Source organism: Planococcus sp. TJ-201 (assembly GCF_058268495.1).
The window spans coordinates 137688-163432 of record NZ_JBZDOG010000005.1 but is presented as its reverse complement, the minus strand read 5'-3'; the positions used below and the strand labels follow the sequence as shown (position 1 = coordinate 163432).

General features: G+C 43.4%; 27 protein-coding genes and 1 pseudogene. 23 read left to right on the top strand and 5 right to left on the bottom strand.

Annotated features, from left to right (window positions below; genetic code table 11):
* Positions 1–39: 39 nt before the first annotated feature.
* Positions 40–1539, bottom strand: a complete 1500-nt coding sequence (locus tag AC4EG4_RS13470) for a BCCT family transporter (protein ID WP_490979602.1) — start codon at positions 1537–1539, stop codon at positions 40–42.
* Between the two features lie 355 nt (positions 1540–1894).
* On the opposite strand from AC4EG4_RS13470, the gene AC4EG4_RS13465 reads away from it, so the two are divergent.
* The 9 genes from AC4EG4_RS13465 to AC4EG4_RS13425 all read left to right on the top strand — a co-directional run bounded on the left by AC4EG4_RS13465 (position 1895) and on the right by AC4EG4_RS13425 (position 8948).
* A complete protein-coding gene (locus tag AC4EG4_RS13465) occupies positions 1895–2704 on the top strand; it encodes a 3D domain-containing protein (protein ID WP_490988101.1) in 810 nt (269 codons plus the stop codon).
* Positions 2705–2912: 208 nt separating this feature from the next.
* A complete protein-coding gene (locus AC4EG4_RS13460) occupies positions 2913–3668 on the top strand; it encodes a gluconate 2-dehydrogenase subunit 3 family protein (protein ID WP_490979604.1) in 756 nt (251 codons plus the stop codon).
* A gap of 19 nt (positions 3669–3687) precedes the next feature.
* The gene (locus AC4EG4_RS13455) at positions 3688–5400 is read left to right on the top strand and encodes a GMC family oxidoreductase (protein WP_490979605.1); all 1713 of its coding nucleotides are present in this window, start codon (positions 3688–3690) and stop codon (positions 5398–5400) included.
* 17 nt (positions 5401–5417) lie between these two features.
* Positions 5418–5642: a twin-arginine translocase TatA/TatE family subunit gene (tatA, locus tag AC4EG4_RS13450; RefSeq protein ID WP_298832818.1), complete on the top strand. Its 225-nt coding sequence runs from the start codon at positions 5418–5420 to the stop codon at positions 5640–5642.
* 10 nt (positions 5643–5652) lie between these two features.
* Positions 5653–6495 carry a twin-arginine translocase subunit TatC gene (tatC, locus tag AC4EG4_RS13445; RefSeq protein WP_490979606.1) on the top strand — a complete coding sequence of 281 codons (843 nt, stop codon included), beginning with the start codon at positions 5653–5655 and terminating at the stop codon, positions 6493–6495.
* A gap of 155 nt (positions 6496–6650) precedes the next feature.
* Positions 6651–7124: a GNAT family N-acetyltransferase gene (locus AC4EG4_RS13440; RefSeq protein WP_490988100.1), complete on the top strand. Its 474-nt coding sequence runs from the start codon at positions 6651–6653 to the stop codon at positions 7122–7124.
* Between the two features lie 163 nt (positions 7125–7287).
* The gene (locus tag AC4EG4_RS13435) at positions 7288–7701 is read left to right on the top strand and encodes an NUDIX hydrolase (protein ID WP_490979608.1); all 414 of its coding nucleotides are present in this window, start codon (positions 7288–7290) and stop codon (positions 7699–7701) included.
* A gap of 77 nt (positions 7702–7778) precedes the next feature.
* Positions 7779–7946 carry a hypothetical protein gene (locus tag AC4EG4_RS13430; RefSeq protein WP_490988099.1) on the top strand — a complete coding sequence of 56 codons (168 nt, stop codon included), beginning with the start codon at positions 7779–7781 and terminating at the stop codon, positions 7944–7946.
* Between the two features lie 60 nt (positions 7947–8006).
* Positions 8007–8948 carry a magnesium transporter CorA family protein gene (locus tag AC4EG4_RS13425; RefSeq protein WP_490979610.1) on the top strand — a complete coding sequence of 314 codons (942 nt, stop codon included), beginning with the start codon at positions 8007–8009 and terminating at the stop codon, positions 8946–8948.
* A gap of 31 nt (positions 8949–8979) precedes the next feature.
* Here the strand turns inward: AC4EG4_RS13425 and AC4EG4_RS13420 are convergent, their stop codons facing one another.
* A complete protein-coding gene (locus AC4EG4_RS13420; protein ID WP_490979611.1) occupies positions 8980–9291 on the bottom strand; it encodes a hypothetical protein in 312 nt (103 codons plus the stop codon).
* A 170-nt stretch (positions 9292–9461) separates the two neighbouring features.
* Here AC4EG4_RS13420 and AC4EG4_RS13415 point away from each other — a divergent pair, with 170 nt between their 5' ends.
* The 3 genes from AC4EG4_RS13415 to AC4EG4_RS13405 all read left to right on the top strand — a co-directional run bounded on the left by AC4EG4_RS13415 (position 9462) and on the right by AC4EG4_RS13405 (position 12174).
* Positions 9462–9599, top strand: coding sequence for a hypothetical protein (locus AC4EG4_RS13415; RefSeq protein ID WP_490979612.1), 138 nt, complete (start codon positions 9462–9464; stop codon positions 9597–9599).
* A 96-nt stretch (positions 9600–9695) separates the two neighbouring features.
* A complete protein-coding gene (gene abc-f / locus AC4EG4_RS13410) occupies positions 9696–11327 on the top strand; it encodes a ribosomal protection-like ABC-F family protein (protein ID WP_490979613.1) in 1632 nt (543 codons plus the stop codon).
* Positions 11328–11415: 88 nt separating this feature from the next.
* Complete coding sequence (locus tag AC4EG4_RS13405) at positions 11416–12174, top strand: STAS domain-containing protein (protein ID WP_490979614.1); 759 nt, start codon at positions 11416–11418, stop codon at positions 12172–12174.
* A gap of 134 nt (positions 12175–12308) precedes the next feature.
* On the opposite strand, the gene AC4EG4_RS13400 is transcribed toward AC4EG4_RS13405, so the two are convergent.
* Complete coding sequence (locus tag AC4EG4_RS13400) at positions 12309–12638, bottom strand: winged helix-turn-helix transcriptional regulator (protein WP_490979615.1); 330 nt, start codon at positions 12636–12638, stop codon at positions 12309–12311.
* A gap of 131 nt (positions 12639–12769) precedes the next feature.
* Here AC4EG4_RS13400 and AC4EG4_RS13395 point away from each other — a divergent pair, with 131 nt between their 5' ends.
* Positions 12770–13624 carry a VOC family protein gene (locus AC4EG4_RS13395; protein ID WP_490979616.1) on the top strand — a complete coding sequence of 285 codons (855 nt, stop codon included), beginning with the start codon at positions 12770–12772 and terminating at the stop codon, positions 13622–13624.
* 14 nt (positions 13625–13638) lie between these two features.
* Here the strand turns inward: AC4EG4_RS13395 and AC4EG4_RS13390 are convergent, their stop codons facing one another.
* Positions 13639–13917 carry a hypothetical protein gene (locus tag AC4EG4_RS13390; RefSeq protein ID WP_490979617.1) on the bottom strand — a complete coding sequence of 93 codons (279 nt, stop codon included), beginning with the start codon at positions 13915–13917 and terminating at the stop codon, positions 13639–13641.
* 142 nt (positions 13918–14059) lie between these two features.
* Here AC4EG4_RS13390 and AC4EG4_RS13385 point away from each other — a divergent pair, with 142 nt between their 5' ends.
* The 3 genes from AC4EG4_RS13385 (at position 14060) to AC4EG4_RS13375 (ending at position 17413) form a co-directional block, all read left to right on the top strand.
* Positions 14060–15130: an NAD(P)H-dependent flavin oxidoreductase gene (locus AC4EG4_RS13385; protein ID WP_490988098.1), complete on the top strand. Its 1071-nt coding sequence runs from the start codon at positions 14060–14062 to the stop codon at positions 15128–15130.
* A gap of 98 nt (positions 15131–15228) precedes the next feature.
* Entirely contained in the window at positions 15229–16062 is an 834-nt protein-coding gene (locus AC4EG4_RS13380; RefSeq protein WP_490979619.1) for a DUF368 domain-containing protein, read from the top strand.
* A 223-nt stretch (positions 16063–16285) separates the two neighbouring features.
* A complete protein-coding gene (locus tag AC4EG4_RS13375) occupies positions 16286–17413 on the top strand; it encodes a CAP domain-containing protein (RefSeq protein WP_490988097.1) in 1128 nt (375 codons plus the stop codon).
* Between the two features lie 42 nt (positions 17414–17455).
* On the opposite strand, the gene AC4EG4_RS13370 is transcribed toward AC4EG4_RS13375, so the two are convergent.
* A complete protein-coding gene (locus AC4EG4_RS13370; protein ID WP_490979621.1) occupies positions 17456–18286 on the bottom strand; it encodes an undecaprenyl-diphosphate phosphatase in 831 nt (276 codons plus the stop codon).
* A gap of 146 nt (positions 18287–18432) precedes the next feature.
* Between AC4EG4_RS13370 and AC4EG4_RS13365 the strand changes: the two genes are divergently transcribed.
* The 7 genes and pseudogenes from AC4EG4_RS13365 (at position 18433) to AC4EG4_RS13335 (ending at position 25587) form a co-directional block, all read left to right on the top strand.
* Positions 18433–19515 (top strand): AI-2E family transporter, encoded by a 1083-nt coding sequence (locus tag AC4EG4_RS13365; protein WP_490988096.1) that lies wholly within the window; start codon positions 18433–18435, stop codon positions 19513–19515.
* Between the two features lie 114 nt (positions 19516–19629).
* Positions 19630–20073, top strand: coding sequence for a MarR family winged helix-turn-helix transcriptional regulator (locus tag AC4EG4_RS13360; RefSeq protein WP_490979623.1), 444 nt, complete (start codon positions 19630–19632; stop codon positions 20071–20073).
* A 3-nt stretch (positions 20074–20076) separates the two neighbouring features.
* On the top strand, positions 20077–22695 hold the full coding sequence (locus AC4EG4_RS13355) for an MMPL family transporter (RefSeq protein ID WP_490988095.1): 2619 nt from the start codon (positions 20077–20079) through the stop codon (positions 22693–22695).
* A gap of 218 nt (positions 22696–22913) precedes the next feature.
* A complete protein-coding gene (locus tag AC4EG4_RS13350; protein ID WP_490979625.1) occupies positions 22914–23366 on the top strand; it encodes a hypothetical protein in 453 nt (150 codons plus the stop codon).
* Positions 23363–23824, top strand: a complete 462-nt coding sequence (locus tag AC4EG4_RS13345; protein ID WP_490979626.1) for a GNAT family N-acetyltransferase — start codon at positions 23363–23365, stop codon at positions 23822–23824. Before AC4EG4_RS13350 ends, AC4EG4_RS13345 begins: the two co-directional genes overlap by 4 nt.
* Positions 23825–23913: 89 nt before the next feature.
* Positions 23914–24471: pseudogene (locus AC4EG4_RS13340) on the top strand (serine hydrolase); the annotation flags it as partial.
* Between the two features lie 135 nt (positions 24472–24606).
* A complete protein-coding gene (locus AC4EG4_RS13335) occupies positions 24607–25587 on the top strand; it encodes a serine hydrolase domain-containing protein (RefSeq protein ID WP_490979768.1) in 981 nt (326 codons plus the stop codon).
* The last annotated feature ends 158 nt before the right edge of the window (positions 25588–25745 follow it).

Sequence of the window (25745 nt, the reverse complement as noted above, 5' to 3'; positions counted from 1 at the left end):
ATAAAAAGATCCGGCACATGAAAATGTGCCGGATCTTTTTTAATGTCTTTTATTTTTTTTAACCAATGGATCCCGAGAAGCTTCCTTGAGGAAGGAAACGCCCATTAAAATAATGACGACAGAAAATGGCAAGGCTGCGATGATCAAGGCATTCTGCAGTCCTTGTGTGCCGCCGGTATAAATAACAATAGCAGCAACAGCAGACTGGATAAGTCCCCATGTGATCTTGACTAAAATTGGTGGGTTCAACATGCCGCCAGTTGTCTGCATCCCGAGTACAAACGTCGCTGAATCTGCGGATGTAATGAAGAAAATCGCAACAACCAGCAGCGTAATAATCGATAATAAAGTTCCAAGAGGATAATATTGCAAAACACCAAATGTTGCAGTCTCTAAACTGTATTCGGAAATTTTCGCAATGCCGTTTTGTTCAAGATTCAATGCAGAAACACCGAATACGGCGAAAAAGATGAAACATACCAAAGATGGTACTAGCAGGACGCCAAGCATAAACTCTTTGACTGTCCGTCCGCGGGAAATACGCGCAATGAAGATTCCGACAAATGGTGCCCACGAAATCCACCAAGCCCAATAAAAGACGGTCCAACCATCTACCCACGCCCGACGTTCCTCATTAATTGGCTCAAGGTTAAAGCTCATGGAGAAGAAATTGTTCATATATCCGCCGATGGCATCGGCAAATGAGTTGAAAATATAAAGTGTCGGTCCAACGATCAATAACAGCAAAAGCAGAACAAAAGCAAGAACCATATTGATGTTGCTCAAGTACTTGATGCCGCGTCCGATACCGGAAGAGGCTGAAAGAATGAAAAGAACAGTAGCAACACCCAGGATCAACATTTGGAAAGCAAATGTATTCGGTGTGCCAAATAGGAAGGAGATCCCCTCATTCATTTGGGCAGAACCGAAACCAAGCGTTGAGGCTACGCCGATAACAGTCGCGAAAACAGCCAAGGTATCAATCAGGATACCGAGTGGTCCAGCCATCAATTTTTTGCCGAATAAAGGAATCAATGTGGCACTGATCAACCCAGGTGCATCATTGTGAAACTTAAAGTAAGCCAAAACGAGTGCAACAATTCCGTATATGGCCCATGCGTGTAATCCCCAATGGAAGAAAGAGAATTGCATGGCTTCCTGAATTGCCTGATCTGACCCAAGTTCAGATCGAGGAGCGCTGATAAAGGCATGGGAAATCGGTTCAGCTGTTGTCCAGAAAACCAGTCCCATCCCCATTCCAGCGCTGAACAACATGGCAAACCATGATACCAGCGAAAATTCTGGTTTATCATCCGGTTTGCCTAATTTTAAATTAGAAAATCTAGAGAAGATCAAATATACACAGAAAATCAAAATTAGAAAGACTGTCAGGAGATAATACCAGCCGAATGTGCTGGATATTGCAGCTGTTAACTGGCCTGTCTGCGTTTTAAATCCTTCAGGTGAAGCCAATCCCCAAGTAACTGCACCCACACAAATCATAAATGAAATCCAAAAAACTATTGTGACATTTTTCAAGCGATTTCCCCCTTTCAATTCTACAAATAACTTTTTAATATTCCCTAATGGATGGGAGATAAACTGCTTAGATATAATTTCTTACTAAAAAAGGAGGATATTGATTTGGGCTGGTAAATCAGCGTCGTTATATCGCTTTTCAACACAACTTCCCCTCTTTAATGGTGTAGAGAAAGACAGAAAGTTTTCTAAAAGTTTCGAAGATGGATAACGAGTTGTCAGTTTTATTACAACATGTAATAAAAGAGTTTTTCGTGTCATGCAATTGTTATGTTCTATCTGACGTTCTGTCATGTTCCTGAAATGTGGAGGTGTTATGATCGTTCTTGTTAGTGAAAAGGAGGAATTTCAATTTATGAAAAAGCAAATCGTTACACTAACTGCAATCGCAGCTTTAAGTGTGGGAGCAGCTACGTCAGCTAGTGCATCATCGTATACAGTTCAATCAGGAGATACTCTCTGGGGAATTTCACAAGATAAGAACGTATCAGTAGAAACTTTAAAAGGGTTAAACAACTTATCCTCAGATCTGATCTTGCCAAGCCAAGAACTTAAAGTTGATGGACAAGCAACATCGGAACCAAAAGCGGACAACTCAACATATACAGTAAAAGCTGGAGACACATTATTCAAAATCGCTAGTGCAAACGGAATCTCATTGGATAGCTTAATGAGCTGGAATGGCGTTTCTGGACACCTGATTTATCCGGGTGAGCAATTGGTGGTTAAAGGCGGAGCAGCTGTAGCAGAAAAAGCACCAGCTAAAACTGCAGCAGTAGCACCAGCACCGGCCAAATCAGCAGCACCAGCACAGACTCCAGCACCAGCAAGCGCTCCTGCAGAAAAAGCTCCAACAGCAGCTTCAACGCAGTCTGGTAAAACAATGACAGTTTCTGCTACGGCTTATACAGCTTATTGCATAGGATGTTCAGGAACTACAGCAACTGGAATTGACCTTCGTTCAAACCCAAACCAAAAAGTAATCGCAGTTGATCCTTCAGTAATTCCATTAGGCTCTAAAGTATGGGTTGAAGGTTACGGAGAAGCAATCGCTGGTGATACTGGCGGCGCAATCAAAGGCAACAAAATTGATGTCTTCATTCCATCGCAAGATGCAGCTCTACAATGGGGCCGTAAAGACATCACAATCAAAGTCTTAAACTAATAGTACGATGCTACACAGCCGAGGTGTTCATTCCCTTGGCTTTTTTATGCTCATAAATAAAAGGCGACTTCTGAAAAAACTCAGAAGTCGCCTTTTATTTTTTTAATAAGAATGTCATAAATTTCTTTAAAGTTATGGCTAATAAACATAGAAAGGGGTATAGTATGAAATATTCAGAATTTTCTTTACTCAGAAGGAGGACAGCAAGATGGCAAAAAAAGAGAAGAATTTTTCACGCCGTGATTTTTTGAAAACCTCTGGCATTGCAACAGGCGCATTGATTGGCGGAGGAATTATTGGCGGCTTGATCGGCGCCAATACCAATCAGCAGGATACTGCATCAACTGCAGAGCCTGGAACGCCCGAAGAGTCGATGGGTGCAGCCGGCGGGGTACGCGGGCTGACTTTCTTTAAGAATAACGCAGAATTTGAAATCTTAAATCAAGCCACCGAGCGTATTTTTCCTGAGGATGATCTTGGTCCTGGAGCTATCGGTTTAGGGGTATCCTATTTTATTGACCAGCAGCTGGCAGGCAGTTACGGCGAAAATTCAAAAGAATATATGCAGCCGCCTTTCTATGAAGGCGAGGCTACACAGGGCTACCAAAGCCGACTCAAGAGAAATGAAATGTTTCGACAAGGCATTCAGCTGATGCAGCAGGAAGCACAAAGCCGTTTTAACGCAAACTTTGTTGATTTGGAAGGCGAACAGATGGATGAAATTCTGACAGCGTTCCAAGAAGATGAGATTCAGATGAGAGGTACCACCGCTCAGTTCTTTTTCAGGCTCCTAAGACAGGCCACCCTTGAAGGGGCTTATGCAGATCCTATTTATGGCGGCAATCACAATATGGATGGTTGGCGTATGAAAAACTTCCCCGGCCACCAAGCAGCTTATATTAACGAAATCGAAAGTGAAGATTTTGTAGAAATTGAACCTCAATCATTGGGCATGGAGCATTAATCGAAAAGGGGGAACTTATATGGTGACGACTTTGGATAGTGTAGATGTTGTAACAGTAGGTGTCGGATGGACAGGCGGAATCATTGCCGCTGAATGTGCAAAAGAAGGGCTAAGTGTTGTGGGGCTCGAACGCGGTCGTGAGCGGGGCACGGAAGATTTTAGCATTGTGCATGATGAATATCGCTATGCCATTCGTTATGAATTGATGCAAGACTTATCGAGAGAAACGATTACGTTTCGTAATAGTCGTCAGCAACGTGCGTTGCCAATGCGCCAAATGGGATCTTTCTTATTGGGAGAAGGGCTGGGCGGATCCGGAACGCACTGGAACGGTCAGAATTGGCGTTTTCTTCCTTACGATTTCCAGATTAAAACCATGACGGATGAAAAATACGGGGCTAATAAACTGCCCCCTGAATATACCATTCAGGATTGGGGGATTACCTATGATGAACTAGAGCCATATTTTGATCGGTTTGAAAAAACTGCCGGTATTTCGGGAGAAGATAATAATCCATTTTGGGGCCAGCGTTCAAGTCCTTATCCGACACCGCCAATGAAGAAGACGCCGCTGTTGCAGCGCTTTGAAACAGCAGCTTCGAATTTAGGGTTATCGCCGTTCATGATGCCATCCGCCAATTTGTCCGAAGCTTATGAAAATCCGGATGGCCAGCAAATCAATGCATGCCAATACTGTGGATTTTGTGAACGCTTTGGGTGTGAATATGGGGCGAAGACCTCGCCGGAAATCACCGTCGTTCCAACTGCCAGAGAAACAGGCAATTACGAAATCAAATTTAATGCCAACGTGGTTGAAGTCATGAAAGAAGGCGATCGTGTAACAGGCGTCCGCTATTATGATACAGAAACTTTTGAGGAATTTATCCAGCCGGCAAATGTCGTTGTTTTGACAAGTTATATGTTGAACAATGCCAAGTTGTTGATGGTGTCCCAAATTGGTGAGCAGTACGATCCAGAAACCGGACAAGGAACACTTGGGAAAAACTATGCGTACCAGATTCTTCCCGGAGCGTCCGGTTTCTTCGAAGAACAAATGAATACCTTTATGGGTGCTGGAGCTCTTGGAATGACTGTTGATGATTTTAATGGAGATTCTTTCGACCATGCGGATTTGGACTTTATACACGGAGCCAGTTTATCCATGACCCAGACCGGCTTGCGGCCAATCTTGCACAATCCGATTCCACCGGATACCCCTTCCTGGGGAGCGGATTTTAAACGAGCATCAATTGAAAACTACACTAGAACTTTAAATGTTGGCGGACAGGGAGCTTCCATGCCTCATAGAGACAATTATATGTCGCTGGATAGTACTTATAAAGATATTTATGGCGTTCCATTGCTGCAATTGACTTACAATTTTACTGATCAGGATCGTGCGCTTCACAGTTACCTTACGGAAAGAGCTGGCGAAATCATGCAGGAAATGGGTGCAAATACAGTAGTAGCTGGAAGTCCTATTTCTGATTACGATATCGTTCCTTACCAAACTACCCACAATACGGGAGGGACTATTATGGGAGCCGATCCAGCTACCAGCGTAGTTAATAACTTCCTGCAACATTGGGATGCTGAAAATCTGTTCGTTATAGGAGCAGGCAACTTTGCCCACAACGGCGGCTACAACCCGACGGGTACTGTCGGGGCATTGGCTTATCGCTGTGCTGAAGGAATAATTCGCTATAGCCGTGAAGGCGGATCACTTGTTTAATAAAGGAGGAAAATCATATGGGTGGATTAGCTTCAATTGGTGTACCAGGATTGATCATCATTTTAGTGATTGTTTTAATCATCTTTGGACCGAAAAAACTTCCGGAAATTGGCGGAGCGGTTGGAAAAACATTTTCTGAATTTAAGCGTTCAACTAAGGGTCTCATGGACGATGACGATGAAGAAACAGTAAAGAAAGAAACCGTCGAAGACAAGGATCTTAAAAAATCTGAAAAGCTATGAAGGTGGTTAGATGGATCCGTATGGAGACAGAAACTTAACAAGTCCATTGCGTAAAAAAGCGGCGCAGCCAGAAAAGCCTGCGGAAAGGGTTCCAGTGCCTCCTGTTAGAGAGCCTGAGCCACCGGCAGAGGAACCGGCTTTACAAGTGGAAACTTTAGTTGACCATTTAGGAGAATTGCGGAAGCAGCTCATTAAAAGCGCGCTTGTTTTCCTGTTTTTCTTGCTGGTTGTGTTTTCAACTTTAAATTTTTGGTTTCCTTACATTGTTAAAGGCAATAACCTGGTTATTTTAGGCCCCTTAGAGGTCGTTAAATTTTATACGTCCATATCTGCGACGCTGGCTTTAGGATTGTCGCTGCCATTTTTGATTCATTTCATTTGGCAATTTGTGAAACCAGGCTTGGAAGAAAAAGAAGCGCGTTTTTTAGGCCTTTATTCGCCGGTCATGTTTTTGTTATTTGTTTTGGGGATTGCTTTCGGATATTTCATCGTTAATCCTCTGAGCTTTCAGTTTTTAATCGGGTTGGGAATGGCGAATTTTGATGTCATGATTTCTGCAAATGAATACATTCACTTTTTGATTATGACAACGGTTCCGCTCGGATTGCTTTTTGAAATGCCGATTATTGCTTTGTTTTTATCATCTATTGGGGTACTGACATCCGTTTCAATGAAAAAAGTCAGAAAGTGGTCGTATCTTGTACTGGCGATTGTGTCTGCCTTGATCACCCCACCGGATTTTCTGAGCCAACTGCTGGTTTTAATTCCAATGGCCGGTCTTTATGAAGCCAGTATTTTCATTATCAAAAAAACGGAAGACCGAAAGTCAGCAATCGAAGATACTGTATTGTAGAAGGGACTGCATGTTACAGCAGTCTTTTTTATTTATTAAAAGAAAATTCTGATATTTATTGGCAATCAAATCCTAACTGCTATACACTGAAAGAGCAAGCAATTGGCTGGAAATCCGCAAGTGGAAAAGTATATCCATAATGAGGAGGATGCGACATGGCAGTGGAGATCAAAGAAATTCAAGACTTAAACCAAGTGGAAGTTTTAAAACTGGTGGAAGAAAGTGAAGCAGAGGGTTATCGTTTTCTGAGAAGGCTCATCGATCAATATGAAGATGGTAGCAATACATTCAATAAAACGGGGGAAGTGTTGTATGGAGTATGGGACCACCACAATCATCTAGTAGCAATCGGTGGCTTAAATCGAGATCCGTACTCCACTAAAGAAGGAGTTGGCAGGCTGCGGAGATTTTATATTTCGGCAAGTGCGCGCAGACAAGGGATTGGCACAAAACTATTGCAGCAGATTCTGAAAGATGCTCATGGTCATTTTCGAGAACTTGTGGTTCGGACAGACTCCTCTTCAGCAGATGCTTTCTACAGAGCAAATGGGTTCTCAGGAGATTTGGGTTTGCCGGATGCCACGCACGGTATAGTGTTAGAGCAGGAACAAAGAAAAAAGGCCGAGTAAGGCCCCTGGTAAAACGGTTTGCTTCGGCAGGCCGTTTTTTGTTTTTAATTATTTGTGGAAGCTTCCCCAGTTGGCTGAAATATGTGGTAACGTAAAAAGAACGGACAGCCGAGAAGGTGTGGAAAAGGCTGTTAACATAGAAAAAGGCTATAGGAGAGATTTCATGGAAATGTCGAATTGGAAAGGCGCAGCAGGCGTATGCGTCAATGAAAAAAACGAAGTCTTATTGGTCTTGCAAGGTGTTCCAGGTGAGGATAAGAAGTGGACAGTGCCGGCAGGAGGCGTTGAGGAAGGGGAAACGCTTGAGCAATGTTGTGCACGGGAATTTTTCGAAGAAACGGGTCTAACAGTTCATGTAGGAGAAAAATTGAACGTTCGGGCTGGGGAGTATGAAGACTCGGCGGTGTCCTTTGAAGTTACTTATTTCAAAGTGGAAGTGATGGGTGGGGCAATTACCACACAAGAAGGCGACGAATGGATCGAAGAGGTTGCTTGGAAACCGATTTCTGAACTTGAGAAATTGGAGATGGCGTATCCGGATGATGCGGCACTTATTGAATCGCTGGCAGTTCAATAAGCAAAACCGTTTTCTTGGATTATAAAAAAATAAAACGGGTAATTGGAGTATAACAACAGTCCAAGGAGGTGTTTTGGATGACCAAAGACCGTGAAAGCAAAGAAGGCGAAGAACTGATTCCAGAAGTCGAACCCCGCCGAAATATGCCGCCTGAAAAGGACATGGATCCAATGCCGAATAGGGACCTGGAGTACAAGGAAAACTCAAATGAAAAATACAGGGACAATACACAGCAAAAAAAGTAGGCAAGCCAAGTACTGGCTTGCCTTTTGCATCGTACTGAACGGCCGAAAGGAGAAATAATAATGCCCCAATATACATTCAAAAATGCTGTTTGGCATGAGGAGGAAGGTGTCGAAGATCATGACTTCCGCAAACTCCTACCGAAAAATGAAAAAATGCTCAAATGGATCGACAAATCGCAAAATCCTGCGGTGAACATTCTTCATACACACACAATTGAGAGTGGAAAAGAAGCGCTGTGGGGCTCCTTGATTTACAGACAAAGTGCCAAGTCTGAAGGCTCGCGCGAAGTTTTTCATTTCTATCTTTCTCACAATGTCTTAGTCTCGAACAAAATTGATTTTGAGAAGGATGCAGATGCTGAGAAAGAAGAAGTACTGCTCCAAATGGAAAACGTCTCTTCTTCCATAGAAGTGATGATGATTATACTGGGAGAAATGGTAGCTTCCATTTTACATAAAATAGATAGTTTTGAAGAGCGGCTGCATGATTTGTTATGGGCAATCAAAGAAAAAAACAATCGAAAGACTTTAGAAGAAATTGAAAATGTCCGACACGAAATTCTCTTATGGAAGCACCTGATTATGGGGTTTCAAGAAATTAAAATGGCTATCGAAGAAACGTTTGGAAAAAGTGTGACAGAGGAAGTGCAATATCAACGAATGGCCGTCCGCATTGCACGCTGTGTCATGCTCGTCAATTCATACGAAGATGAAATCAATAACATGGTGGATATTGAAAATGTAGTAGCCAACTACCGAGGCAATGAAATTATGAAAACCTTGACAGTTCTTACCACGTTGTTCACGCCGGTCATGGCATGGGGTGCTCTTTGGGGAATGAACTTTGAGAATATGCCTGAATTAAAATGGCAGCTCGGTTATTTCGGAGCACTGCTGGTGATCATTGTTACAACCTTCGTTTTGTATCTTTATTTGAAACGAAAAGGATGGATGGGGGACATCCTTCAGTCGATTGGCAGAAACCCATCGGGGAAAAAATAAAAAAACAGGAATCCATTAGGACTCCTGTTTTTTATTTTGCTTTGTCATTTTCAAGTTCCAACAACAATTCCGTGTAGCGATGCAGGTCCTGGTCGCCGTATTTTTCTACGTAATTTGTGATGGTTTCCTTTAAACCTTTTCGTTGACGTTCTACTGCTACCAACTTTTCCTTCATTGACTGCCGTCTCCATAACTCTGCATCTTGGACACCTTCCATTTTTTCGAGCATGTCAATTTCCGCCAGCAACACCAATGCTTCTGTTTTTTTGTCTTCGTACTTTTTTAACGCTTTTTCTACTTTTCGGGTATCGTTGTCAAAAGCCAATCTGGAATACATGGACATTTACTGATCCCCCTTCCGATGAAATGCTGTTACTTTCATGATTCCCGATTTCAAGGAATTTATACCTAATTTTGAGCAGAATAGAAGATAAAAAGAATATTCCGTCAAAATATTGACGGAAAACTGCATGAAATGTATGATATAAGAAATATACGAAGGAGGTGGGTAAGATGAATCAAACTGGTAAGCGCATGACAGAGTGTCAGGAATATCTCTACATTCTTCATGGCGTCACTTTCACTGCAGCAGCTGTACGGGAGAAGTCTGTCCTTTTTCAGCCAACTGCATCGAGTGAAAATTACCAGTAAGAGACATCTGCCTGCAAACGGATTTTAGCAAAGGCATGCCTCCTGGCGTGCCTTTTTTGCTGTGCATGGGTCTCTTCAATGGAGAGGAAGAGAATCATGATTATTAGCCAATTTCAACAAATACTATGCCATTTTGCGACACAAAAATTATTCAACCACATAAAAGGAGAAGTGATGCAAGACCAGCGCATTGGTCTTGTTGGAAGAAACGGGGAAGGGAAAACAACTTTGCTGAATGTGTTGGCCGGGAAATTGCAACCTACCGAAGGAGTTGTGACGTGGAAAAAAAACTGCAGCATCGGCCTGTTGGAGCAGTCGCCTGCTGAGCAAGAAGAAAGGACTGTCGAGGATTTGATGGTCGATGTGTTTTCGGAATTGATTGTTCTTCAAAAACGGCTGACAGAGATGGAACACCAAATGGTTAATGCTTCCCAAAAAGATTTGGAACGCTTGTTGCTGCGCTATGGCACAGTGCAAGACGATTTTATTCAGCGCGGCGGCTACGACATTTATGTGAAGATTGATCAAGTACTGAATGGGTTGAAAATCAAGCAACTGAAGTTTGAACAATGGGGACATTTAAGCGGCGGCGAAAAAACAAAAGTGGGTCTGGCAAAATTACTTTTGCAGAAACCCGACTTGCTGCTGTTGGATGAACCGACCAATCATTTGGACTTGGAAGCTATTGAGTGGCTAGGGACGTTTATCAGCCACTACAAAGGCACGATTGTTTTGGTTTCCCACGACCGTTATTTTTTGGATGAAACCGTTACTCACATTTGGGAGCTGGACCAAGGGGATCTGATTCAATATGCCGGCAATTATTCGAACTATGTCAAAGAACGGGAAGCCCGCTTACTGATCGAATTCCAGCAGTATCAGGATCAGCAAAAGAAAATTCAAAAAATGAAAGAAACCATCAAAAGGCTGAAAGAGTGGGCCAACCGAGCCAATCCACCAAATGCAGGAATGCACCGGCAAGCGAAAAGTATAGAAAAGGCGTTGGATCGAATTGAAATCCTCGACCGTCCGGTGTTGGCAAAAAAACAGATGGCATTGGATTTCAAATTGGATGGACGAAGCGGAAAAGACGTCGTTTTCCTAGATGGGGTTTGGAAGGGATTTGGAGAACGGATTTTGTTTCACGACGTTTCGATGCATATCCGCTATGGAGAGCACGCGGCAATTGTGGGCTCCAACGGAACCGGAAAAACAACTTTGCTCAACATGCTAGTAGAAAAAGAGCATGCTGATGCTGGCAACGTAAAAATGGGCAGTGGTTTGTCAATCGGCTACCTGTCGCAGCATACCTTGGAGATGGACAATGATCGAACCATCATCGAAGAATTCCGCGATGCTGTTGCTGTATCAGAATACGATGCACGGCCAATGCTGGCAAAATTTTTGTTTTTTGGCCATATGGTGTTTCAGCCGGTTCGGCAGCTTAGCGGAGGCGAACGAATGCGGCTGCGGCTGGCGCAGCTGATGCATCAAAACCACAACCTGCTGATTTTGGACGAGCCTACTAACCATCTCGATTTGGAAGCAAAAGAAGTGATGGAGGATGCATTGGGTGAATTTCCAGGAACCATTATCGCGGTTTCCCATGACCGTTATTTTTTGGATAAACTGTTCCCGGTAACCTACTGGCTGAAAAATGAAACAGTCGACCGGTATGATGGAAACTATTCGACTGCACGTGAAAAAGCAGCAATATCTATAAAATAAAGTTATGAAAGAATGGTTAATTTTTGTCTTGCTGTGGCATAATAGATGGGCACAAGCAAGTGGAAATCAGGAGATAAGGTGGTAACAAATGCCAGCTATAGGAAAGATCCCGGAAAATATATCTTTATTGAATGCCCTGGATGTAATCGGGGAAACCATTATCATTGCAGATAGTTCGTATACCATCAGATGGATGAATTCTGAAGCCTGCCGTTTGATGAACGATATTGCCCTGCTGTATGGCATGGCCGATTGTGAAGCGATGATTGGGATGAACATGGATGATTTCCATGGACGCCCTCAGCATCAAAAGCAAATTATGCAGAAACTAACCGGAGTTCACCGGACCCGCATTACCATACGCGATCAGGTTATGACAGATATTGTCGTCACTCCGATTATGAACGCCGATGAACCTGAAGGGTATATCGTCATGCTGATGGATGTTACGATGCAAGCAGAAGAGCAGAAACGGAATGCACAGTTGATCAAAGAATTATCTATCCCCATTCTTAACATTTGGGACAAGACGATTGCTTTACCCCTAATCGGTGACTTTGACAGAAACCGTACAGATCAACTGATTGCGACGGTGCTAATGGAATGTTCCGAAAAGCAAATCGAATATGTTTTGATTGATTTGAGCGGCATTAAAGAATTTGAAAACCAGGTTCGCTATCAGATTCAAATGATGACGGATACATTGAGCTTGATTGGGGCTACTTGTATTCTTGTTGGCATCAGTCCGAAGCTCGCCATGTCAATTGTCCAATTGGACAGCAAGACGCCAATATTCAGTACAGCCCACGAAGGCTTGAAACACATCATGCAATTGCAGACCACATAAAACAAGAGCTTATCCAGTAAATTGGATAAGCTCTTGTTTGTTTCAAGGAAATCATCGTGCTTTATCAATTGAATTGTGAATGGTTTTAAAAAACTTCCGCAAAATAATAGTGCTTGTCGGGCCTAAGCGGCTGTCTACACTTTTCTACTTTCAGTTGGTTCTACCCATACTTGTGACCAGTTTTGGATTTCGTCCATGACCGGTTTTAAGGAAATTCCTTTTTCGGTCAATGCATACTCAATCCGTACGGGAGTTTCCGGGTAGACGGTTCGTGTGACAAGCCCTTGTGCTTCAAGGTTTTTTAATCGTTCGGATAACAGGCGGCCGCTGATACCGATGATCTCAGTTAAATGGCTAAAACGTTGAGGACCAGATAGTAATTGGTAAATAATCAAACCCGTCCAGCGTTGGCTGAGCAGGGAAATAGCAGTCTCAAAACGGGGACAAATGACGGAAGTATCCATATTCCTCACTCCTTTGGTATTTATAATAGCATAAAAAGCTAATGCTTTAAAGGAATTAAGTTACTTGACAGTCCTAAGTATTATAAATATAATTGGTTACATAAAGTAACTAAAAGGAATGAGGTATATGCATGAGCTTTCATCAACATCCCGTAACTTACGTAGGTGAAGTAGGATTAAAAGTAATGGATATCAATAAAATGAAAAAGTTCTACGAAGAAATAATTGGATTTGAAGTGATTTCTGAGGGTCAAAGTAGTGTGGAATTAGGTGCTGGTGGAAAAACTTTGCTCAAGCTCGAAGCAACAGAAGGAATTACACCAAAACAAAGTCGCTATGCCGGATTGTACCATTATGCCATTTTGCTGCCCACCAGAGAAGATTTAGGAAGAGTTCTTGTCCACCTGCATCAAAATGGTATTCAGCTTGGTTCTTCGGATCACCTTGTCAGTGAGGCTGTGTATTTATCAGATCCAGAAGGCAATGGCATCGAAATTTACCGCGATCGTGAGCCAGAGCAATGGAACTGGAGCAACGATGAAGTTTCCATGGCAGTGGATCCCATTGACGCCAAAGGCTTAATAGAAGCAGCACAAAAATCTGGAGAACCGTGGAGTGGATTACCTGCAGCTGCAGTGATGGGGCATATTCATTTGCATGTTTCCAACTTAAACGAAGCCAGAAATTTTTATGTGGATGGATTAGGCTTTGACGTAGTTGCAAGTATGGGTGATCAGGCTCTATTCTTGGCTAACCAGAAATACCACCACCATATCGGTGTGAATGTATGGAATGGCAAGGATATTCCAGCGTTGCCCGAAAACAAGGCTGGCCTGCATTACTACACCTTGATGCTGGAAAGTGAAAAACGCACAAAACTGGCCAACAACCTGCGCTCCGCAGGAATAGAAATTGCCGAACTGAACGATTACTGGGAAGTGAAAGATCCTTCCGGCAATTCCATTCGCCTAGTTGTTTCTAAATGATAAAAACCGACTCGTTATTCGAGTCGGTTTTTATCATTTAAAGAGTCTTCGTCGCAACTGTTGTCAATTGCTGCAAAAGCCGTCGTGGTGAAAGCAGCTTGTTCAGGAATTTCAGTCGTCACCTGATTTTTCGATGGTATTTCCGGTAAATCATTCTGGCGCGTTTCGGTATATGCGTACATTCTTTCCTGGCTGATGACCTTTTCTAAAGGGTTGCCGTAGAAAGAGAAAAGGATTAATCCACATGCTCCAACAATTAAAGTGATGCCCAAAAGTGAAAGGAATCCCTTCATAATAAATCCCGCCTTCTCATGTTTGCTTACTATAAGGAACGCCACAACTTATAAGAAAGTTCCCTATTGCTGTATATTGCCATATACGGGATACTTGGAGCAACAATAAATGCATTCAAAGTGAAGCGAGGAGGGACCTTGTGTGATTTCATTGGAAACGGGAATTTGTCAATTGTTCAAAATTGATTGGCCAATTATTCAAGCAGGTATGGCAGGGGGACCAACAACGGTAGAACTGGTCGTTGAGGTCAGCAAATCAGGAGGACTCGGAACCTTAGGGGCAGCTTATATGGCCCCCCATGCATTGCGGCAAGCAATTAAAGAAATTCAATCGGCAACTGAAAAGCCATTTGGCGTCAATATCTTTGCAACACCAGTGAAAGATGATTTTAGCCGCCTGCCAGAAGTTCAGAAGGCGCTGAGTCCTTTCCGTTCGAAGCTGGAAATTGAAGAAGTTGAATTCTCTTATCAATCGCCGGATTGGAGCGAAGAACAGTTCGCCATTTGTGTTGAAGAAGGTGTGCCTATCATTAGTACCGCTTTTGGCTGTCTGTCAGTTGAACAAATGAAAATTGCTAAAGAGCGAAAAATTAAAATTGTGGCGATGGTGACGACAGTAGCAGAAGCGCAACAGGCAGAAGCGTCTGGAGTCGACGCCATAGTGGCACAAGGGAGCGAAGCAGGGGGACATCGCAGTACATTTTCACTTGATCGGCATCCGATAGGTGCGCAAATCGGAACTTTGTCATTAGTACCGCAAGTAGTGGATGCTGTCACCGTCCCAGTGATTGCGGCAGGCGGTATTGTAGATGGACGAGGACTGGTTGCTTCGCTTGTTCTCGGGGCACAAGGCGTCCAAATCGGCACTCGCTTTGTCAGCTCCAAAGAATCCGGCGCGCATCGAGTGTATAAACAGGCAATATTGAAAAGTGATGAGGAAAGCACAGTTGTCACAAAAAGCTTTTCAGGGCGTCCGGCACGTGGGATCAAAAATCACTTTATTGAAGAATTCGAAAAAACGAATATCATTCCTTTGCCCTTTCCTTCCCAAAATACAATCACCAAAGACATACGGGCAGCTGCAGCAAAGGCTGAAGATCCTGAATTCATGTCATTATGGGCTGGCCAATCCACTCGAAGTTTGACTCAAGAAGTAGCTGCCGCAGAAATTGTTCAGAGCATTGTGGAAGAAGCAAAAAGGATACTAGACTAATTTTTGCAGGATCGTGCTGAACCAAGTGAGGCTCGAGTTTCCATTTCGCACATGCTATACTGATTAAAGTGATTTTTTAAAACAAGGAGACTAGACGAATGGAATGGAAGAATATATACCGTGGCATCTTAATGGGCATCAGCGATTTGATCCCGGGCGTTAGTGGAGGTACAATTGCCTTTATTTTAGGAATCTACGATCGATTATTAGAATCTATTAGTGGCTTTTTCAGCCGTGATTGGAAAAAGCATTTAGGGTTTTTGGTGCCACTTGGTCTTGGAATCGTGATAACCTTGCTGTTGTTTAGCCGGGTTATCGAATATTTATTAGAACAGCATTACGAAGCGACGCAGTTTTTCTTCATGGGGCTGATTATTGGTGTTATTCCCTACATCATGAAACAAGCAGAAGTTAAAAAGAATTTCACTTCACGTCATTTGATTATTTTAGTGGTTATTGGAATAGCATTGGCGGCAACTGCCTTTATACCGACAGAAGACGATTTGGCACCAATTACTTCACTTACAGTGCCTGTGTTTTTCATGCTGTTTTTCTCTGGTTGGCTGGCCAGTATGGCAATGTTGCTGCCGGGAATCAGCGGTTCGTTTATTCTGTTGTTGTTGGGCGTCTACTCAACTGCTATCAACGCCTTATCTACGTTGAACATTCCGGTTGCGCTGGCTATTGGTGCCGGCGTTATCGTTGGCTTTATTGTTAGTAGCAAGGCGATTCAATACTTATTGGAGCACTTTACCTATGTTACTTACGCAGCGATTATCGGTCTGATTATCGGTTCTCTATTCGTGGTATTCCCTGGTTTTGCGGCAGATTCAGCCACGCTCATTACGAGTTTGGTAACATTTGCTCTGGGCTTGGTATTTACCTTGCTGTTTAGTTCACCTAAAAAAACCGCTATTACAGAAGAGTTTTAATTGAATAAAAGAGGGACCATCATTTGTGATGGTCCCTCTTTTTGAGTTAAATGCGCTTCGGTTTTTTGATGTCCAGACTCCAGTTTCCAGATTCTAGGGTCATAAGCCAGAATGGCTTATGACCGGCAGAGCTACACGGGAGCCTACACTTTTCTTGATCAAAGGCGTTTTGTTTTGTGGATGATGCGTTTGCGATTAAACTGTAGGGTAAGAGGTGATGGATGTGCGGAAAGTTTTTTGGTTGATGGTTTTGTTGCTGGCGCTCTTTTTTGCGCGCCCGATTTGGGAAGAGCCGGTTGGTGAATACGTCGATTTAGGTTTCTTGGATTCTGTCGATCGCACAATTGAAAACATCACCGAAGATCCGGAAGTGTCCCAAGCATTTGATGGCGCCCGGAATTTTACTTCGCGTGTGGGCACTGAGCTGCGTTCTATGATCGCTTCGGGCTCGCTTGAAATGCCGGAGGCTGTGGCAAAACCGGAGCTGGCGGAAACGGATTCTTTATTTGCAATTCACAATGTCACGTTGGGGATGGATAAGGACGAAGCGCAGGAAAAGGTCGGCATGCCACTGCGTTTGATGCGCAATGAGTATGGTACTGACTGGCACAGCTACCATCAGGATTATCAGAACTATGTGCTGTTATCGTATAATGAAGGTGGAAAAGTGAATGGAATGTTCACCAATCAAGATTTAATTTCCTCGACAGAAGGCATTACGATGGACTCCACCAAAACTGAAGTTCGTTCATTGCTTGGAACTCCACTGAAAAGCCTTCAAAAAGGAAATATTCAATATATACTCGATAGCGGAGATGAATACGATGTATTCAAAACCGAAAATACTTATACGACTGTTTTTTATGATATTCATGAAGGAGATACGGTTACTGCTGTGCAAGTAATCCATGAAGAGTTGGAGGGTGCGCGGGCTGGAATATATGCAGAAGCGAACGATGACTTAAAAGAAGGATACGAATATCTGCTTTTTGAATTAACCAATTCTGCTCGTATCCAACGCAGTCTGCCACTGTTAAGGTGGGATGAACAGACAAAACTTACAGCTCGGAAGCACAGCGATGACATGGCAGAAAATCAGTATTTTAGCCATACGAACCTTGCCGGCCAATCACCATTTGACCGGATGAATGAAGACGGCATTGATTTTTATGTGGCGGGTGAAAATTTGGCATATGGTCAATATAGCAGCATTTTTGCGCACGAAGGCCTGATGAATTCCATGGGGCACCGTGAAAATATTGTGAAACCCGAGTTTGGATACTTAGGGATAGGCACAGCATTCAATGCAGAAAACCAACCTTATTACACAGCCAATTTTTTCAATCGATAAAAAAGAGACGCCCTTTCAAAAAATGAAAGGGCGTCTCTTTTATTAATTTAATACGATCCATGCCAAAACAACAAGCGGGCCGACGATAAAGCAGTAAATTGCAAAATACTTTAACTGGCCTTTTGCCATAATATTCATAAACCATTTCAGTGAGAAATAAGAAGCTACGAGAGATCCCAGGAATGCCATGATATAAGGGACGGCCATAGAAGCCAGGTTATCATCGTTGACAATATCGGTAATGCTGAGGACCGCACCGCCCAGACTGATCGGGATAAACAACAGGAAAGAAAAACGCAATGCGGTTTCCTGATTAATGCCACGTGCCATAGCGGCCACAATTGTAGCACCGCTTCGGCTAATTCCGGGAATAAGTGCCACTGCCTGAGCACCGCCAATAATGACAGCATCTTTCATCGTCATATTGCCATCTTTGCGCTGTCCGCGCATGTTGCGGATCCACCAAAGGCCAAAACCCGTCACGATTAAGGTCAGACCAACTGTGACAATGGTCGAAAGATTTTCGTCAATAGCATCCTGGAATAGAAGACCAATGACGGCAGCAGGGATTGTTGCGACTACAAGGTACACAACAAACATAAAGTCGCGCTTTGTTTCCGCGTTTTTAACGGTAAAGTACTTTAACCCGTTAACGACCAGACGTTTGATATCTTCGCGGTAAATGATCAATACTGCAATCAGCGAAGCACTGTTGACGAGCAAGGCGAAAGTGGAAACACTTCCTTCAATCTGTACGTCCAGAAAATACTGCGCAATCAATAAATGTCCGCTTGACGAGATAGGGATTGGCTCAGTTAGTCCTTGAAATAAGCCGAGAAGCAGAAATTTAATTGTAAGCCATAATTGGTCCATAGGAATAAATCCTCCATTACTTGATCACTGGTTTTGGATATCAGCGTTTCATTTTTTTGCGTCAACTTCAAAGTCACATAAAAAAATATAATACCATACTTTCATGATAAACTGGGTATACTATTGAAAGAAAGGGAGTGAAACGCTTGACGAACAAGCTTTGGTTTCAAGTGGGAGTAGGAATTATCCTAGCTTTAGTCATTATTCGATTATTTATTGAAGTACAAGGAATTTTTGATCCCTTATTTATTATCGCTGGAACAATTTTTGTTCCTTTGTTGTTGGGAGGCGTCCTGTTCTATCTGACAAGGCCAATTTTAAATTTTCTAATGAAGAAAAAATTTCCGAAATGGTCTGCAGTCCTTACTGTTCTGCTGGCGATTGTCCTAGTCTTCTATTTGTTCTATGTCATGATTGGTCCGATTGTTACAGATCAAATCAATGCACTGGTAGATAATGGACCGGAAATTATTGAGAGTGTGGAAGAGTACGGTCAGTATATTTTCGACCAGCGTGATCGTCTACCAGATTCAATTGAAGAGCAGTTAAACGGTATGACCGGCCAAATCGGTGACAGTCTCGGTGATGTTGGTGGATGGGTTCTGGCCTTTATCACGAGTTTTGTTTCTGGTGTCATTACCCTGGTTTTAGTGCCCTTTTTCCTGGTCTATCTATTGGTCGACCATAAGAAATTTGTTCCATTCGTTTCCGGATTCTTTTCCGGAGAGCGTAAAGGATGGATTCGCAAAACTCTGCATGATATCGATGAAACATTGCGAGCCTACATCCAAGGGCAACTGTTTGTCAGTTTCCTTGTAGGGCTTATGCTGCTGATCGGTTATTTGATTATTGGACTGGACTATGCCTTGCTGTTGGCATTGATCGGTATGGCGACCAATGTTATTCCGTTCCTTGGGCCTTATATCGCAGTCATTCCAGCAATTATTATTGCACTTGTGCAAGATCCGATAATGGCGGTATATGTTGCCATTATTATGCTGGTTGCGCAGCAAATCGAAAGCAATTTCATCACCCCGAACGTAATGGGGAAATCGCTCGATGTGCATCCACTGACGGTTATTACTTTGATTCTAGCAGCAGGAAATATTGCTGGTTTGTGGGGAATCATTTTAGCAATTCCTGTCTACGCAGTGATTAAGACGATTGCTAAAAATATTTATGCAAGACGAACTGAAATTCGCAATACCGCTACACGTGATATTGAATAAACGCAACCTGTGAACTTTTTGTTCACAGGTTTTTTTATGGAAAATACGATTCTTTCTTGACCTCAGAAGGTTTACCCCCTAAACTATTAATATTGGTTGAGGGGGTAAACTATTATGGATACACGAATACAAGAGGCGGTGGATCTGTTTCAAGAGGTTATGATTTATGGAACTGAGCGGGTTATTAAATCGGTGGATCATCCTTTATGGAAAGAGTACTCGCCTGAACAAATTCAGCTGTTGAAGATGATCAGCAAGGAACAGCCCATTACATCGGCAAGACTGGCGATTTTGCAGGCCGTACATAAAAGTGCGATTTCGAGCCGCATAAAAAAGTTGTTGCAAAAAGAAGTGGTTCAAGTTGTAGAAGCGACAGACAAGCGTGAAAAATTGCTTGAGCTAACGGACAAAGGCCAGGCCATTTTAATGGAGCTGGATAAAGTGTTGACGGATTATATCGAGAAGCTGATGTCCGAAAATATTGCGGATGAAGAAATAGACCAATTTCTCACGATTTTCCGCAAGTTGAAAACGATCATAAAAATGGATGGAGTGTAATAAATGCATAGCGTATTAAAATTCAAATGGCCAATCGCAATCGGTTTGATTGTGCTAACGGTCGTCTTATTCTTATTAGCCCCTAATTTAACGGAACAGGCAGAAGAGGCAGGTTCGTTTCAGTTGTCTGACGAAGCCTCCTCACAAATCGCTTCAAGAATTTTGACAGATGCGGATGCCTCTGAACAAACCATCTCTTTGGTCATGCCATTGGAAAGCGAACTGACCGATTCAATGCGGGAAACGCTCGAACAAATGGTAACGGACATCGAGGCACTTGGTGACCCGGTAACGAGCGTGTTAAATCCAGTTGAAAGCGAAGAGTTGGAAAATCAGTTGATTTCTGAAGATCGCCAAACGGTTTTAATGCCGGTGACAGTTGATGGAACGGACGAAGAAGTAAACGCCGTTGCGGATACCATCCGGGAAACCATTATTCCCGAAGATTTGACCGCCTATGTGACGGGAGAAGCCATCATTAATAATGATGTTAATATCAGTGCACAAGAAGGCTTGAAACGTACGGAAATCATTACGGTTGTTTTGATCTTTGGATTATTGCTGGCCGTTTTCCGTTCCATTGTGACGCCGTTCATTCCACTTGTGGCTGTTGGGATTACTTATTTATTGAGCCAATCATTGGTGGCGTTTTTCATCGATTGGTTTGGATTCCCCGTATCCAACTATACGCAAATATTCCTGGTGGCAATTCTTTTCGGAATTGGAACGGATTACTGCATCTTGCTGTTGAGCCGCTATAAAGAAGAACTCTCAGCAGGACATGGTGTAGAGCAGTCCATCGTCAATACGTATAAAACAGCAGGAAGAACCTTGCTGATCAGCGGAATCGCCGTATTTATTGGGTTTTTCGCCATCGGTTTTGCTGAATTCCCGATTTTTAAATCTGCTGTAGCGGTAGCCGTTGGGATATTTGTCCTGCTGCTGGTTTTATATACAATCGTGCCATTTTTCATGTCGTTATTGAAGGAAAAATTATTTTGGCCGGCTAAAAAATCGGCTTCCCACAACGACAGCAAACTATGGGTGACCATGAGCAAGCTGTCCATTAACCGTCCGTTGCTGTCCATGTTGGTGGTAGCAATTATCACGGTACCGTTGCTGTTTACATACGATAATTCTTTGTCGTTTAATACAGTGGACGAAATTGGTTCGGAATATGAATCAGTGCAAGGTTTGCGTGCGATTGAAGAAGGATTTGGCCAAGGGGATTCGCTGCCTGTCCAAGTAATCGTGAAGTCTGATGACTCTTTGACAGACCGATCAATTGTTCCTTATTTTGAATCATTAAGTAAAGAAATCGAAAAAATTGATGGTGTGGAAACGGTTCGATCGATTACGCGTCCAACAGGTGAGGTAATTGATGAACTTTACGTTGATGAACAGCTCGGCCTATTAGCCGATGGGCTTGGCGAAGCTCGTGATGGAATCGGTGAAGTGCAGGCAGGACTGACAGAAGTCCAGACCAACTTAACTGCTATCAGTGAGCAAGCCGGTGATGCCGGAGGCCTGGAAGAAGCAGCAGCAGGGCTCGGCCAGATCAATCAACAATTAGATCAGGTTTCCCAGGGGCTGCAGCAGACAGGCAACATCCCGCAAACTGTTGGTGCTTTGGCGCAGATTAACGGTGGCTTGTCAGAAATTCAGCAAGGTTTGGCTGGAGCAGCTGGGCAAACAGCGGAACTTAGTGCCGGATTAACGCAATTGGCAGACGGAGTCGGTGCTTCAAACGACGGTCTTGGAGAAATTGAAGCCGGCTTGACGGAAGCTGTCGACATGATGGAAGAAATGAGCGGCAGTGAAGCTGTGCGCGATACCGGCTTGTTTATTCCAGAAGGAACCTTGGAAAGCGAAGATTTTGAACAGGTATTAGATCGTTATTCGTTTGCGGATGGTACAGGAATGATGATGGAAGTCGTCCTTTCTGAAGATCCATATTCTCATGGAGCCATCGAAATCACTTCTGACATCAAAGCAACAGTGGAGCGCACTGTTGCAGGAACACCGCTTGAAAGTGCAGAAATTGCCTTCAGCGGAATCTCAAGCATCAACAGTGATTTGGAAGAAGTATCCTCCAATGACTTTACGAATACGGTAGTCATCATGCTGATCAGTTTGTTCGTTGTCTTGGCTATTCTTTTCCGTTCGTTGATCATGCCTTTGTATATGATCGGATCATTGTTGTTAACGTATTATACATCGATTTCCATTGCGGAATTGATCTTTGTTAACGGCCTGGGCTATGATGGCATCAGCTGGGCAGTGCCATTCTTTGGTTTTGTCATGTTAGTCGCGCTGGGAGTCGATTATTCCATCTTCCTGCTTGACCGGTTCCGTGAAGAGTCATTTAATGGCGTTACCGTTCGCGATGCTATGCGCGTATCCATGGCAAAAATGGGAACGGTCATCATCACAGCAGCCATTATTTTAGCAGGTACATTCGGTGCCATGATGCCTTCTGGCGTCTTGAGCCTTGTGCAAATCGCAACCATTGTCATTACTGGTTTGCTGCTGTACGGCTTGATTGTCTTGCCATTATTGATACCGGCGATTTCAGTATCCTTTGACCGGGGTGTCTGGTGGCCGTTTGGTAAGAAAAAGTAAAACTATTTTTCAACTTTATAGTAAATTCCGAAGCTGCGTTCGCGCAGCTTTTTTCTATGGATGTGGGATTGAGCCTGGCATGTTATACTAAATGGTAATTAAAAATGCGGTACGGGTGTAACCATATATTTCTGTAAGCTTTCAGCAGGCAGTTTTATATTTTGGATCTTGCGAATGTTTTTGATGAAGTACTGAAACTAAGAAATGAGGTAATGAGATTGTTAACATTTGAACAAAAGTTGGAAATCATTGAATCTTTTCCGGAACTGACGAGAAAAGATGTATCGATGAAACGTGTGAACTTTCATTTTGAAGAGAGCTTGTATGATAAGAAAATCGTTGTTTACCATCTGCATCCGACAGGCAATGGGTTTGTCTATGTAGGAAACTTGCCGCATTATGAAGCAGACAAAAAAGGCTTCGTTAATGTCCGTGACTTTTCGGAAAAGGAATTGCGCAGCGTCTTGGCCGATTCTTTGGATTACTTGTCGTTAGAACCGGAACCGCCATATGATAAAACTTGGGTTAGCCGTGACGATGTGAAATTGGATTTGGTTTACGAAGAACCATTTTGGAATATTTACACAGGCAAAAACCTGGAGGAAAGTTTCGGGACTTTTGATGATGCCGAAAACTATTTAATGGATCAAGGCTTTAAAGAAAAGAAATGATGCGATTCCGTCAGCTGCAGGCTCATGAATCACTGCCGATGGACTTGCTGCTCGAAGCGGATCCTTCTGAAAGCTTGGTGCGGGCTTATTGTGAGTCCGGCTGGTGTATGATTGGCGAGCAAGAGGATTCGGTTGTCGGTGTTTACGTTCTGCTCGCCCTGTCAGAAACAACGGTGGAGATTAAGAATATTGCAGTTTCCGAAAATAGCCGTGGCCAAGGGTATGGACGGCAGCTTATCCAGCATGCGTTGGGTGAGGCAGCGCAACGTGGTTTCGAGGTTGTCGAGATCGGCACTGGCAATTCAAGTTTCGGCCAACTGGCGCTTTATCAGAAATGTGGATTCCGCATGCATGCGATCGATTTTGATTTTTTCAGGCGGAATTATCCGGAGCCGATTTTTGAGAATGGCATCGAATGCCGGGACATGATAAGGCTTCGCTGCACACTGCGCAATTGACTGCCTACAGTTTTGGCAGAAGTACCAAAAAAGAGCTCTTGGGCTCTTTTTTTTGTGGCTAAAAGAGGTAAAAACTTGGAATTTTCGGTATGCTAAAGGCAAGGAGTGAGGACATGTTTAAAAAGGTGACCTTATACACAAATCAGTTAGAAGATATGAAGGGCTTTTATGAATACCAATTGGGCTTCCGGATTGTTGAAGAAGATGAAAGCAGCTTTACGCTGTCGGTTGGTGAATCTCAATTGGTTTTTCGGGAATCAGAAAGTCCTGCGATTTATCACTATGCGCTGAACATTCCAGGCAATCAGTTTACGCTTGCGAAATGGTGGGCGGGGGAACGGGTTACATTAAATCGTCAAGAGGGCATGGACGAAGTGTTCTACGCCAATTTTGATGCCGATGCATTTTATTTTCAGGATCCCGCAGGCAATGTTATTGAGTTTATTGCGCGGCGCAGCGTGGATCGTATGGGGAATTTCACCGTCGATTCTTTGCTTAGCATCAGTGAAGTGAGCATCACGACACCGCATGTTGAAGAAGTAGGCAGACAGCTTGAAAAGATGGACATTCCGGTGCGGGGCTACAAAGGGATTGATCCAAATGCATTGAATTTTCTAGGAAGTGGACACGCCTATATATTATTAGTTGCGCCAAAGCGCCTCTGGTATTTTTCAAAACAAAAAAGCGAGACGCATCCGCTGTCGATTGAGCTGTTGGATGGCCGGCAGATTAACATTACAGAGGACGGACGATTCGAGCAGGAGAAACCAGCTACGCCCATTATGGACAAGATGGACGATATTGATTTTTCAGGAGTCGCCTACTTGTATAAAGAGGAAACCTGGACTGCTGCGAGAGGATTTGCCAATCGTGCTGACGAACGGCCAAATGCTGTCGATACAAGGTTCGGTATTGCATCTGGCAGCAAAATTTTCACCGCTGTTGCTGTATGTCAATTGGTGGAAGCAGGAAAGCTTGATTTCAGCGACAAGCTATCCCAGTTGCTGCCGCAGGCGTTTCCACATTTTGATGCCACGATCCATCAATTATTGACGCATACATCCGGCATACCGGATTATTTTGATGAACAAGTCATGAATGATTACGAAGACCTTTGGAAAAATCGGCCGATGTACACCATGCAAACTGCTTCCGATTTTATTCCGTTATTTAAAGACCAGCCCATGATGTTCCAGCCGGGTGAAAGCTTCTATTACAACAATGCTGGGTTTATCGCGCTGGGTCTCGTGGTAGAGCAAGTAACTGGAAAAGAGTTTACCGAAGTAGTGGAAGAGCAAATTTTTGGTCCAGCCGGGATGCAGAGCTCAGGTTATTTCCGTTTAGACCGGCTGCCTGGCGAAACGGCCTTTGGCTATATTGAAGAAGATGAAGCGTGGCGTACGAATCAATACGCCATCCCCATTCGTGGAGGTGCTGACGGTGGCGCTTATGTCACAGCGAGTGATATGGGGAATTTTTGGACCAGCTTAATGAATGGCACCTTGTTAGCCAAAGAGCTGCTGCAAACGATGCTGCAAGTTCATGCGTCTGGGAAAGACGGCGACTATGGCTATGGACTATGGATTCAGAGCCAAGAGGATGGAGCGATGAAGTATCATGTTTCGGGGTATGATCCTGGCGTCAGTTTCCATTCCGCATTTTATCCGGCAGACGGCAACATTCTGACGGTCTTGTCGAATAAAGGTTCGGGAGCTTATGAAATTACCGAAACCATTGAAGAGTTGAAAATGAAGAAGGAGTGACGGCATGACCGGAAAAAAATTGGCACTGGGAATTGTTTTTGGAACGATTGGCTTATGTATTTTGATTTTTGGAGTTTTCCAGCTATACTTTTGGTTAAATTAGATAAAATTAAAGCGGTATGTGCCTTCTGGGCACATACCGCTTTCGTTTCCAAAAG